The sequence below is a fragment of the Desulfobacter hydrogenophilus genome, from assembly GCF_004319545.1.
Classification (GTDB): Bacteria; Desulfobacterota; Desulfobacteria; order Desulfobacterales; family Desulfobacteraceae; genus Desulfobacter; species Desulfobacter hydrogenophilus.
In genome coordinates this window covers 1,163,366-1,175,978 of record NZ_CP036313.1, presented here as the reverse complement: position 1 = coordinate 1,175,978, position 12,613 = coordinate 1,163,366, and the positions used below count along the sequence as shown (strand labels likewise).

Sequence of the window (12,613 nt, the reverse complement as noted above, 5' to 3'; positions counted from 1 at the left end):
TTAAAACGTCTTACCGCACTAGTCGGAGATGATTTTAACGTAGGGTTCTTTTTTCAGCGTCCACTCGTTGGTCTTCTTGTCGTAAGATGAGTTGGTGAAGCAGAACCATTCATCATCATTCTGGCCCATGAAGTCGCCTCTGTAGTAGAAACCAGGGTATCTGGATTCTTCACGGAACTGAATGTGACGGGTATGAGCCTGAACAGTGTAGAGACGATGGATAATTTCCCATGCTCTGAGCAGTTCATGCAGATCACCGGCAGCGATTTTCTCAAGGTCTTCACGGAACATTTCGAACAGGTCCATGAGAACTTCAAGAGATTTGCCGTTGGTCATGTAGAACGTAGCAGTACCAGCACCATACTCATTGGTCATTTTCATCAGACGCATGGCCATGCCAGCAGGCTTGCAGTACTTGGGGTTTACATCTGTGGCTGTGGTGTATTCACAGTTATCCAGATAATTGTATACCGGATAGTAAACCATATCGATCAGTTCCTGATCAGTTTCAGCAAAACCGGAAACCTTGTCGCCTTCGGCTTTCAGGTACTGCATCATGGACTTGGCAATGATACGTCCTTCTGCATGGGAACCAGAGGAGAACTTGTGACCGGAGCAGCCAACGCCGTCACCGGCAGTGAACAGACCGCGAACGGTGGTCATTCTGTTGTAGCCCCATTTGTAGGAATCAGGTACCCAGTCTTCTTCGGGACCGGAGCACCAGATGCCGCAGCAACCGGAATGAGAACCCAGCAGGTATGGTTCGGTGGGCATAATTTCTGAGTCTTTTTTCTCGGGCTCAGTGTTGGTTGCACACCAGAGGCCTGCCTGGCCAACGGACATGTCAAGGAAATCTTCCCAAGCTTCTGACTCGAGATGTTTCAGTTCTTTCTTATCCATGGTTTCGCCAAGAGCAGCAAGTGCTTTGGTGGTTTCCATAATGATAGGACCGCGGCCTTCTTTGTATTCTTTCATCATCAGATGATTACGCAGACAGGTCGGGGTTACGGCAGCAGTTCCGTAAGGCGCATATTTTTCAAGTTCAGCTTTGGCATCGTCGGAACCGGCATAGTTTTCGCCAAGACCGTTAACGGTTTTTGCTTTAAACAGCAGGAACCATGCACCAACAGGGCCGTAGCCGTCTTTAAAACGGGCCGGGGTGAAACGGTTTTCCATCATGGAAAGTTCAGCGCCAGCTCTAAGAGCCATGGTGTAGGTGGAACCGGCATTCCATACAGGATACCATGCACGGCCTTTGCCTTCAGCAACGGAACGGGGCTGGTAGATGTTAACCGCGCCACCGCAGGCAACCATCATAACTTTTGCGCTGATGATGTAAATTTTGTTTTCACGTACGGAGAAACCAACTGCGCCAGCAGCTCTTTTGGGATCATTTTTATCGTTGAGGATTTCAACGATGAAAACCCTTTCCAGGATATTTTCGTCGCCAAGAGCTTTTTTACCGGCTTCAGCAACGATTCTTTTGTAGGATTCACCGTTGATCATGATCTGCCATTTACCGGTCCGAACGGGAGTAGCACCGCTTTTAAGTGTACCGGCTTTCTGGCCTTTTTTACCGTCGAGGTTTTTACCGTCGTCGGTTTTTTTCCAGATGGGAAGTCCCCATTCTTCGAACAGATCTACGGAATCATCAACATGACGGCCAAGGTCAAAGATCAAATCTTCACGGACAATACCCATGAGGTCGTTACGGACCATGCGGACATAATCTTCGACTTTGTTCTCACCGATGTATGTGTTGATGGCGGACAGACCCTGGGCAACAGCGCCGGACCGTTCGAGAGCGGCTTTGTCGACAAGCAGAATTTTGGTGTCGTCATCAGCCCATTTTTTGATTTCAAATGCAGTACCGCAGGCAGCCATACCACCGCCGATGATTAGAACATCAACGTCTCTTTTTTCTACCTCTGGCTCTCTAACGACTTTAATTTCACCAGCAGGTTTGTTAGGTAATGCCATTATATACCTCCAAGAATTTTAATAAGTATCCGAAATTAAATTTAAGTAACCCTATGCCAGTTCGGTGGGAACTATTAGCTCCATGCCGTCGGCTTCCTCAGTGGAAAGCAATCCTGAAGACAGGTCTTTGCCCTTCAGATCATCATAAGAGTTGGCTTCGCCTTCGGGAGTGGTTCTGATGGGGAACTTGAAACGTTTTACAACGCCGTTTCTGAACTTACAGGTCCACATAATGTCCTCAGTACCCATCATGGGCTGTACAGCAGCGCCCATGGGCACGAAGTCAGAGTAACCTCTTACTTCGATGGCCTGGGAGGGGCAAATCTTTACGCAAGAGTAGCATTCCCAGCACTGATCAGGTTCTTGGTTGTAAGCTTTCATTTCATTAGCATCCAGAACCATCAGGTCATTGGGGCAGATGTACATGCATGCGGTTTTGTCTCCGCCTTTACAGCCGTCACATTTTTCTGCGATTACAAAAGATGGCATTTAAAATACCTCCATTAATGTAGGTTAATCAAAATTGCACAAATACCGTTGTGCGACAATGTGTTACTATCTAGATTAAGGCCTATCAAAAGCTTTAAAAGGCCTGTAATTTCAAGTATTTGAGTTCAGAGGGTGACGTGTCGACTCCGTTTTAAATTTAAGTCAATAAGCCTTCTTCCTTCGAACAAATGATATGGAAATAACACCCTGACAAGGTCTGTGTCAAGAAAATTCAAAAAAAATGATTGAATGATTTCTTCAATTTTTTTGAACGATTATTGTTTCGACAATATATATGTTTTTGGGGCCGGTAAGGCACTATATCTTGTGAATGCATACATTAAAATCATCTGGAAAAACCAGTTGGATCCTGGTAGTTTATCCGCCGGTTATTGACGACCCGTTTTATATCATAATTTTAAAATGATAAAGGAAAAAAAATGAACGATGAGATGTTACCTGTGGCCTTGGATGATTTTATGCAATTCAACTGCAGTCCGGATAACCCTTGCTTCAATCAATGTTGCAGGGATCTGAACCAGGCACTGACCCCCTATGATGTTCTGAGAATGAAAAATGCAGTGAATTTGCCGTCCGGGCAGTTTCTGCAAAAATATACATCCCGGCATACCGGGCCCGGTTCCGGTCTGCCGGTGCTTACCTTCAAGGCCAATCCTGCCACCGGCCACGCCTGTCCTTTTGTCACGGATTCAGGGTGTTCCATATATGATGACCGTCCTGCGTCATGCCGCATGTATCCCTTGGCCCGGGCCGTTGCAAAGGACAGGAGAACCGGGAAGCATGTCGAATATTTTGCTTTGATTGAAGAAGAGCACTGCAAGGGCTTTGGCGTTCAGGGTAACCAGACCGTAGCCCAGTGGCTCAAAGGCCAGGATGTGGTCGACCACAACACTGAAAATGATAAAATTCTTGAACTGATCAGCCTTAAAAATCAGATCCGGCCGGGAAGACTTGAAGTCGCCGAAGAAGATGTTTTTTACATGGCTTTATATGATCTGGATAATTTCAAATTTCAGATTAAGGAAAAAGGGCTTCTTGCTTCACTTGATCTGCCCGGGGAATATGTGGAAAAGGTTGTAGCTGATGATTTAAGTCTGCTTAATTTCGGTATTGCCTGGGTAAAATACCAGTTGTTTGGCAAGGATTTGGAAATTCGGGGCTGAAAATTATGGAAATCAAAGGAAAAGTGGCTTTGGTGCTTGGAGCGGTCAAGGGAATCGGCAAAGGCATTGGCCTGGACCTTGCTCGGCAGGGGGCAAATCTTATCCTCACTCGCCATGACTGGCCGGATGCCTTCTGTGATATGGAGGCGGAATTTGAGAAGACAGGTGCCCAACACCATATAATAAATGCAGATTTGCGTATAACCGATGAAATAGACGGTCTGGCAAAGTTTATAAGAGATCGGTATGGGCGTTTGGATATTTTGGTGAACAACATTGAACGCGGCGGGTGGCCTACGGTTCACGGGGCATATGTTGAAGATCAGTGGGATTTGGAGATTGAAACAACGCTTAAAGCCAAACGCTGGGTTTTTGAGGCGATGTTTCCCTTGCTGAAGGCCGGTGATGACGCCGTTGTCATTAATCTTTCTTCTGTTGCGGCCATAACCGGGAGATCCGGCCCTGCTGCCCTGGTTTTCAACGAGGGGTATTCAGCCGCCAACCGGGGGGTTGGCGTACTCACCGAAACATGGGCCAGGATGGGGGCGCCTTTAGTCCGTGTGAACGAATTAATGCTGGGTATCTTTGAAACCCGTCATGCCCAGGGGACCCGGGGGTGGCGGGAGGTATTGACGGACGAGGAAAAGCGTTCCCTGATAGACCATACCCTGGTGGGTCGGACCGGCCAAGTTTCCGATGCTGTCAAGGCTGTCAATTTTATTATCAGGGATGCCCCATATATGACTGGTGCCACCCTCCGTATAGACGGTGGCTTCGTCCTGGGCGGGGCTCCTGTGCCGCCGATGCCCCGGGGCATCATTTAGGGACTCGAAAGAGATATATGCAATATGGTTTTTATGTCTATTCGTTTTCGTGCAGATATTTGATCTTTTTTTGGGGGAGGTGCATTTAAAAAACTGAACAAAACAATCAATTTTTTTTAATATATTCTTTGGGTGAACCCCTCGGCGTGATATAGTCGCCTCTGTATGACAGATATCCTTAGCATTTTTTATTTTAAAGTATAGGGCGTAATTGTTATGCCCTTGCCAAGTAGGTCTATGGAGGTATGCGATTGACATTAAGGCAACTTGAGCTATTTCTTGCGCTTGTGAAGACACCCCATTTAAGTCAGGTGGCCAAAGATTTCGGCCTGACCCAGTCTGCAGTATCCATGGCCATAAAAGCTCTTGAAGAAACTTTGGGAAAATTATTGTTCGACCGCATCCACAAAAGGTTAGTGGTCAATGAAAACGGGCGCTATTTTTTCAGGATGGTGGAGCCCCTTGTTTTTGGCCTGCGGGAAAGTGAGGCCATGTTCAGGGATCAAGATCTGGTTGGAGATATCAAGGTGGGCGCCAGTTCATCCATTGCCAACTATATCCTGCCCCAGATTATTTATGAGTTTGCTGAGCTATATGAAGGGGTCCGTGTGGAAAAAATAACCGGTAATACCATAGAAATCGGCAAGCTTATTGAAGATGGTGATGTGGATATCGGTTTTGTTGAGGCAGACTACAACAGCACCGAGATCGAGCGGGAGGTACTTGGCCTTGATGAGCTTTATGTGGTGACTGGAGATCCGGACCTTGTCAGCGGTGAAGATTACCGCATGGAAGAGCTTTTATCAAAGCGTTGGATTCTCCGGGAAGAGGGGTCCGGCACCCGGGAGGTTTTCCTGTATCATATAGAAAAGTATAAAAAACGGTTTAAGCCCTTCCTGGAAGTGGGGCATACGGAAGCTGTGAAATCGGTACTGGGGAACAAGGGGGCGCTAAGCTGCTTGTCCAGAATTTCCGTAATGAACGAGCTTCTGTCCGGGCAGTTGTTTCGTCTCAAGATAAAAGATTTTAAATTTTCCCGTTCCTTTTATACGATCTGGCATAAGGATAAATATTTTTCATCTGTTCTTCAGGAATTTATTTATTATACAAAGGAGCGTTATAAGGCGGTGTACGAACACCAGGCTCATCCTCATTGATCCTGAGTTCTTATATCCTGTTCGGCGGCCTGGATGGCTGTGATGGCTACTGTGTTGATAATGTCGGTTACAAGACACCCACGGCTTAAGTCATTCACCGGCTTATTTAAACCCTGTAGGGTCGGACCAATGGCCACGGCATTCGAGGAGCGTTGCACGGCTTTGTAGGTATTGTTTCCTGTATTGAGATCCGGAAAAATAAAAACCGTGGCTCTACCGGCCACAGGAGAGTCGGGCATTTTGGTTTTTGCGACATCCGGTTCTATGGCGGCATCATACTGGATGGGACCTTCAATCAGCAGATCCGGACACTTTTGCTTGACAATTTTGGTGGCTTCTCTGACTTTGTCTACATCCTTGCCTTTGCCCGAGGTGCCTGTGGAGTATGAAAGCATGGCGACCCTTGGTTCAATGTCGAACATTTTTACGGTTTGGGCTGAGGTGATGGCAATTTCTGCAAGCTGTTCCGCATTGGGGTCCGGATTGATGGCGCAGTCGCCATACGCTAACACTTTATGTGGCAGGCACATGAAAAACAGTCCGGATACCGGGGTCTGCGGTTTTTTGGCTTTGATGATTTCAAATGAGGGGATAATAGTGGCGGCTGTGCTGTGGACGGAACCCGATACCATGCCGTCCACATCACCCATGTGCACCATCATCGTGCCGAAATAGTTGATATCCGTCACCCGGTCCCGGGCATTTTCAATGGTCATGCCTTTGTGTTTTCTTAACTCGCAATAGACTTGGGCATAGGTCTCGAGCAGGTCGGATTTTCCGGGGTTGATGATTTCAAATCCATCCATGCGCAGGCCAAGTGTTCTGATCTTGTGCTGAATCTTTTTTTCATCGCCAAGCAGGGTGATGTCAGCAATCCCACGCCGCAGAATGGTTTCCACGGCCCGTAATATGCGCTCTTCATCTCCCTCGGGTAGAACAATCCTTTTTTTGAACATTCTGGCTTTGCGGATAAGTTCGTATTCGAACATTTTCGGTGTCATGATGGTGGCGTCGGTCGTGATGACTTTATCCATCATTCGTTCGATGTCTACGTGTTGTTCAAATAACGCCAAAGTCCGGATGATTTTTCTGTCATCGTACGGGGAAATTGAACCCTTGATTTTTTCCACGGCCAGGGCGGTGGGGAATGTGTTTTCGGGGACGCTGAGCACGGGTACGGCATCAGGGATGCCTTTGATAAGGTCCCATACCGGGCCTTCTGGTACAAGACCGCCGGTCAAAATGATGCCGGAGACATTTTCGATGGAATCCGAAGACAGGGCTGCCATGCATCCCACAATGACATCGGCCCGGTCTCCCGGGGTGATGATCAGGGTGCCGTGGTCGATTCTGCTTAGCAGATTGGTCAACTGCATGGCCGCAACGGTAAAGCACCGAGCATGTCGATAGAGCTGGTTGCTTCCAATAAGTACTTTTGCGCCCAGCGCCGCTGCAACTTCTGCAATGGTTGGATTGGCCAGTATTTCTTCTTCGGGAATGGCATATATCAGTTGATCAGGAAATAACCCGGTTTTTTTGAAATGGTCAATGATGCCGGAATGGTTGGCAGGTGTTACCCGGTTGATTATGGTGCCCAGGATATGACACCCTTTGCTTCCCAGTGAGTCTAACGTCATACTGGTTAGTGTGGCCGCTTCTTCCATGGATTTATTGTGGGCATCAGCCACCAGGAGCACGGGGCAGTTCAGATTCTGGATAATGGTTGCATTGATGTCGAATTCCACACCGGTGGTGGAAGAAACAAAATCTGTTCCTTCGCAAAGGATAAAACCGCATTTTTCCCTGGCATCATTGTATTTCTCGATGATTTTTTCAAGTAACTCATCTTTTTTCCCATGGCTTAACAGGTGGTCCGCCTCGTTCTGGGCGACGCCGTACATGGTGGCATAGGGCCGGTCAAGATGGAACTGACTGGACATCAGTTCAATATCCAGATCCCAGGCATCTTCGGGGTCTTTGGTGATGATAGGTCTAAAAAAGCCCACATGTTCCAGTTTTCGAAAAAGCATTTCCATTACACCTAACGCAATAGCTGATTTGCCGGCGCCCGCCTGGGTGGCGGTGATATATAAACCGCTTGACATTGAAATTTCTCCAAAGATACTGGTTTGTTATTCAGTCAGATAGAGGGGAACGTTATTTTCGAAAATCCAGAACAATAACTTTATAATAAATTATAGGATTGGTTGGGTACTGTCAAGGAGCCTTTATGTCTCTTCTTTGTTCCGGCATGGAATCGGATAGAATCTGGGCAATGGCTTTTTTTATTTTTCCGGTTTTGCCTGTCAGCTGTCTGAAATTCATTTCGATGACAGCCATCTGTTTATAAAACGGGGTCCGGTCAAAAGGAATATATGTACGGCTGTCAAATTTTCCGGCATCACAGCCAGGTCCTTTTATGACATTAAATCCGGGTTTGTGAAGCTCGTGGGGCAGTCCGTGCATTCGGCAGATCATGGGTCGAAACTTGTAAAGGCTGCACCTGTCATTTTTGAGCAAAGGGCAGGGGATTTTTTTGGATGCCGGCTGGTTTTGGCTTTCCGCAGTGCTGGAAAAGGTTTGACGGCAGTAGTCCCGGCTAAGGGCTAATATGTGCTTTTGGTCTTTACGGGGCAATGTCTGGAAGCCAAATTGCAGAAAAGATGCTTCGGCATGGGTGTGGTGAAAAAATAGAGACAGGCAGCAGTTGTCTTCACAGCCGTTGCACTGAAACCCATATTGTTGTGCAACCTGATTCCATGCTTTATCCATATCATAGTAGAGCTGGGCCAGGGATGAAAATTGTTCCGGGATATGTGTCATGGCAGTCTTTGGTGTTTGTTTTTTAAACCAATGGGTTGGGGAAAAACAGACGCGCGTACAATTTAAGTGCGTATCGGTCTGTCATGGAGGCAATGACATCACACACGGAGCGTTTCAGTTTATTTTTTGCTGAATCCCATGGGGCCATTTCCATTTTTTCCAGTTCTTTTTGCATCTCGTCGGGATTTTCCATGAAATATTTGTAAAGACCGATAATTACTTTTTTTGCCTTTACAAATTCGCCATGAACCGCTGGGGAGCGGTATACCTTTTCAAAGAGAAATTTTCTTAGGATTGTCATGGCTTCCATGGTTTCCTCACCCATGCTTAAAATGAATTCTCCGTTTTGGGGCCCGCTGTTGTAAACCAGCTGTTCCATCATTGTAGATGCCCGGGCGGAATGGGTTTTGCCAAGCTTTCGGGTGCAGATATCAGGCACCTCATCCCTGAAGATGACCTTACCCCGCAACGCATCATCGAGGTCATGGTTCAGGTAAGCGATGATGTCGGCCACGCGTACGATCCGCCCTTCAATGGTGGATGCGGTTTCACCGGGCGTAGCCGGGATGATGTTGCCGAATCCCTTGGAATGCTTAAGAATACCATCCCTGACCTGGGTGGTGAGATTCAGGCCCTTCCCTCTGTTTTCCAATACATCCACCACCCTTAAGCTCTGGTCGGAATGGGTAAAACGGGAAGAGTGTACCTGGATCAGAGCAGTTTCCCCACCATGGCCAAAAGGCGTATGCCCTAGATCATGGCCCAGTGCAACCGCTTCGGCAAGATCCTCGTTCAGGCGCATGGCCCGGGCAATATTCCTTGCCGTTTCAGAAACTTCTAGGGTATGGGTAAGCCGGGTCCGGTAATGGTCCCCCAGCGGCGATAGAAATACTTGGGTCTTGTATTTCAATCGCCTGAAGGCATTGGAGTATACAATTCGGTCCCGGTCCAGCTGAAAGGGGGTTCTGATTTTGTCGGGGGCAACGTCAGGGTGCCGGCGTTTTCCGCTGGTGCTAGGGGTTCCGTATCTTGACAGGAAATTATGCTCCCGTTGCTGGAAGATTTCCCGGATACTGGGATTTTGTTCTATTTTGGAGTTTAGTGTATTCATCAATATATGTATTGAAATAAAATAAAAATCAAATTAAATACAGCATTTAATAAAAAAATCAAGAAAAGGAGTGTTTTTGGACTACGAGTTTTTTATGGAACAGGCCCTTGAACAGGCCCGTAAGGCTTTTTATCAAGGGCAGTTTCCTGTTGGATGTGTGATTGTTCAAGATGATCAGGTGATTGCTTCGGGTGCCAGAGGCGGCACGTCAGGGGATCTATCTTTTTTCAGTGAAATTGATCATGCAGAAATACGTGCGCTTAAATCCCTTGAATCCTCAAATATCCGGTTTGCCCCGGAACGCGCCGTGCTGTTCTGCACCATGGAACCTTGTCTGATGTGTTTTGCCGCAATTATTCTGGCGGGTATCCGGACCCTGGTATTTGCCTATGAAGATGTGATGGGAGGAGGCACCGCCTTGGACAGAACGCATCTCACGCCTTTATATAGGGACGCGCAAATCACGATCGTTTCCCATGTGCTGCGTAAAAAAAGCCTTGATCTTTTCCATAATTTTTTTAATAAAGAGGCTAATTTATACTGGAAAGACAGCCTTCTGGAGTCATACACGCTTGATCAATGGCGTGAATCTGGCACTAAGTAGGATGTTATTCAGGAAGTAAAATAAATAGTTCTTGATTTGTGTGTTTATTCTATATATAATCCAAAGGTTATGCTTGTTGTATTGACATGATTATAATTTTGTGCTTCGGCGGGAGGTAAAAATATCTAAGCGAGTTAAGCAGGATCAGACAAGAGTGAATAAGGGGATCAGGGCTACTGAGGTACGGGTTATCGGTTCTGATGGTGAACAGGTAGGCGTTCTGCCCATTGCTGAGGCATTGCGTATTGCCCAAAGCGATGCATTGGATTTGGTTGAAGTGTCTCCGGATGCCAGGCCGCCTGTCTGCAAAATAATGGATCATGGAAAGTATAAGTACGAGCTGACTAAGAAAAAACAGGAAGCCAAAAGGAAGCAGAAAAGTGTTCAGATCAAGGAGATCAAAGTTCGTCCCAAAACAGGCGATCATGATCTTGAAACCAAGGTCCGTCACGTAGATAAATTTATTTCCAATGGTGATAAGGTGAAGATAACCCTGGTTTTCAGGGGGCGTGAGTTTATGCTCAGGGAACAGGCCAACATCATCCTGGAAAAAGTGGTGGAAATGACCAAGGACTTCGCCCAGGTGGAGCAGCTTCCCAAGTTTGAAGGGCGGGTCATTACCATGTTGCTCGGTCCCAAATAATCACCGGTTATTAGTTCTGATTTTTTTGTACAGGCCTTTCTGTGTCAGAGAGATATTTATGTGTGGTGGTGTATCCGCGTATATGCCACCTTTAGTTTTTATAATAGTGTGAACCTTCAGGAGATTTAGTAATGCCAAAAATTAAAACATGCCGTGCGGCTGCCAAGCGGTTTGAAAAAACCGGGTCGGGTAAATACAAATTCCGCAAATCTCATGCCAGCCATATTCTGACCAAGAAGACCACCAAACGGAAGAGAAGTCTTCGTCAGCCCCAGATTGTTGCCGACTCTGATATGAAATCAGTCCGCCGGATGCTGCCCTACGGATAGTTGGGCTTGGCAGCGTTTTTTTAATATTGATATGAAAGCCGGCCAATGTGGCGGTTGGCTGATGGTATATAAGGAGTGTAGAAGAAATGAGAGTTAAAAGAGGATTCAAGGCAAGAAGGCGCCGCAACAAGGTGCTTAAGCTGGCAAAAGGTTTCACGGGCGGAAGAAGCAAGCTTTACAGAACTGCTGCAGATGCAGTGGATAAAGCATTAATGTACGCCTATCGGGATCGTCGGGTAAGGAAAAGAGATTTTAGAAAATTGTGGATTATACGTATCAATGCGGGCGCACGGATGAATGAATTGTCCTATTCCCGGTTCATGAACGGATTAAAGCTTGTCGGCAGTGAACTGGACAGAAAAGTTCTGGCTGATCTGGCTGTATCTGATCCCGCGGGATTCTCCCAGCTGGCTTCCCAGGCGTCTGCCAAATTGAACTAAAAGCGTATTTTCGGGGGAACCTTGCAAAACAATCTCCAAGACATTGAAAAACAGGCCCTGGAACAAATCAGCACGGCAGATTCAAAGGAAACTCTTGAGTCAGTTTCCACACATTTTCTGGGCCGTAAGGGATTGCTCACCGCTTTTTTGCGCAACATCCCATCCCTGCCGATGGACGAACGTCCTGCTGCAGGGAGAAATGGTAATCTGCTGAAGGTAAAGCTTGAAAAGGCAGTAAAGCAGGCCCAAACCGGCCTGGAAGCCGGTGCGGGAGGTACTGCTGAAGGTGTTGATATCACCCTGCCTGGGCGTATGGTCAAAAAAGGCGCCCTGCACCCCGTCACTCAGGTGATAGACGAGATCTGCGGTATTTTTTTGCGCCTGGGGTTTGACATTGCTGAAGGCCCGGAAGTTGAGACCGATTATTATAACTTCGAGGCCCTGAACATTCCCCCATATCATCCGGCGAGGGATATGCAGGATACCTTTTATGTGTCTGAAAATATAGTATTGAGAACCCATACGTCAGGTTCCCAACCCCGGGTAATGGAAAAAAATGAGCCGCCTGTGCGCATTATTTCTCCTGGCAAGGTGTTCCGCTGTGACTCGGATCTGACCCATACCCCTATGTTTCATCAAGTGGAAGGCTTGATGGTGGACAAAAATATCTCCTTTGGAGATCTAAAAGGGGTGCTGACCACGTTTGTTCAGCAGTTTTTTGATAAGGATACTTCGTTGCGGTTCAGGCCCAGTTTTTTCCCTTTTACCGAACCCAGTGCTGAGGTTGATATCCGCTGTGTCATGTGCAAGGGCAAAGGCTGCCGGGTATGTTCGAAGACTGGCTGGATTGAAATTCTTGGTGCCGGTATGGTCCACCCCGCTGTGTTTGAAAATGTCGGTTATGATACCCAAAAGTATACAGGGTTTGCCTTTGGCCTTGGTATGGAGCGGGTTGCCATGCTCAAGTACGGAATTGATGATATCAGAAAATATTTCGAAAACGATATGCGTTTTCTGGGGCAGTTCTAA

General features: G+C 47.0%; 13 protein-coding genes. 8 read left to right on the top strand and 5 right to left on the bottom strand.

Translation table 11 applies throughout. The features are described 5' to 3' along the window. Positions 1–18 precede the first annotated feature (18 nt). Entirely contained in the window at positions 19–1,980 is a 1,962-nt protein-coding gene (aprA, locus tag EYB58_RS05125) for an adenylyl-sulfate reductase subunit alpha (RefSeq protein WP_111956439.1), read from the bottom strand. A 51-nt stretch (positions 1,981–2,031) separates the two neighbouring features. Next, the gene (aprB, locus tag EYB58_RS05120; protein ID WP_111956441.1) at positions 2,032–2,469 is read right to left on the bottom strand and encodes an adenylyl-sulfate reductase subunit beta; all 438 of its coding nucleotides are present in this window, start codon (positions 2,467–2,469) and stop codon (positions 2,032–2,034) included. Between the two features lie 440 nt (positions 2,470–2,909). On the opposite strand from aprB, the gene EYB58_RS05115 reads away from it, so the two are divergent. From EYB58_RS05115 to EYB58_RS05105, 3 genes are all read left to right on the top strand, one after another. Beyond that, on the top strand, positions 2,910–3,653 hold the full coding sequence (locus tag EYB58_RS05115) for a YkgJ family cysteine cluster protein (RefSeq protein ID WP_111956443.1): 744 nt from the start codon (positions 2,910–2,912) through the stop codon (positions 3,651–3,653). Between the two features lie 5 nt (positions 3,654–3,658). Further along, positions 3,659–4,477: an SDR family NAD(P)-dependent oxidoreductase gene (locus EYB58_RS05110; protein WP_111956445.1), complete on the top strand. Its 819-nt coding sequence runs from the start codon at positions 3,659–3,661 to the stop codon at positions 4,475–4,477. A gap of 251 nt (positions 4,478–4,728) precedes the next feature. Next, a complete protein-coding gene (locus tag EYB58_RS05105) occupies positions 4,729–5,634 on the top strand; it encodes a LysR substrate-binding domain-containing protein (protein WP_111956447.1) in 906 nt (301 codons plus the stop codon). Here the strand turns inward: EYB58_RS05105 and pta are convergent. The 3 genes from pta to EYB58_RS05090 form a co-directional block, all read right to left on the bottom strand. Continuing rightward, positions 5,628–7,739 carry a phosphate acetyltransferase gene (gene pta, locus EYB58_RS05100; RefSeq protein ID WP_111956449.1) on the bottom strand — a complete coding sequence of 704 codons (2,112 nt, stop codon included), beginning with the start codon at positions 7,737–7,739 and terminating at the stop codon, positions 5,628–5,630. The genes EYB58_RS05105 and pta overlap by 7 nt on opposite strands. A 112-nt stretch (positions 7,740–7,851) precedes the next feature. After that, the gene (locus EYB58_RS05095; protein WP_111956451.1) at positions 7,852–8,457 is read right to left on the bottom strand and encodes a YkgJ family cysteine cluster protein; all 606 of its coding nucleotides are present in this window, start codon (positions 8,455–8,457) and stop codon (positions 7,852–7,854) included. 22 nt (positions 8,458–8,479) lie between these two features. Next, complete coding sequence (locus EYB58_RS05090) at positions 8,480–9,568, bottom strand: deoxyguanosinetriphosphate triphosphohydrolase (RefSeq protein WP_111956453.1); 1,089 nt, start codon at positions 9,566–9,568, stop codon at positions 8,480–8,482. A gap of 76 nt (positions 9,569–9,644) precedes the next feature. On the opposite strand from EYB58_RS05090, the gene EYB58_RS05085 reads away from it, so the two are divergent. The 5 genes from EYB58_RS05085 to pheS all read left to right on the top strand — a co-directional run bounded on the left by EYB58_RS05085 (position 9,645) and on the right by pheS (position 12,613). Next, positions 9,645–10,172: a nucleoside deaminase gene (locus EYB58_RS05085; RefSeq protein ID WP_111956455.1), complete on the top strand. Its 528-nt coding sequence runs from the start codon at positions 9,645–9,647 to the stop codon at positions 10,170–10,172. Between the two features lie 100 nt (positions 10,173–10,272). Next, positions 10,273–10,815, top strand: a complete 543-nt coding sequence (gene infC, locus EYB58_RS05080; protein WP_111956457.1) for a translation initiation factor IF-3 — start codon at positions 10,273–10,275, stop codon at positions 10,813–10,815. Between the two features lie 131 nt (positions 10,816–10,946). Beyond that, positions 10,947–11,144 carry a 50S ribosomal protein L35 gene (gene rpmI, locus EYB58_RS05075; protein WP_111956459.1) on the top strand — a complete coding sequence of 66 codons (198 nt, stop codon included), beginning with the start codon at positions 10,947–10,949 and terminating at the stop codon, positions 11,142–11,144. 86 nt (positions 11,145–11,230) lie between these two features. Then, positions 11,231–11,584, top strand: a complete 354-nt coding sequence (gene rplT / locus EYB58_RS05070; RefSeq protein ID WP_111956461.1) for a 50S ribosomal protein L20 — start codon at positions 11,231–11,233, stop codon at positions 11,582–11,584. A gap of 21 nt (positions 11,585–11,605) precedes the next feature. Then, positions 11,606–12,613: a phenylalanine--tRNA ligase subunit alpha gene (pheS, locus tag EYB58_RS05065; protein WP_111956463.1), complete on the top strand. Its 1,008-nt coding sequence runs from the start codon at positions 11,606–11,608 to the stop codon at positions 12,611–12,613.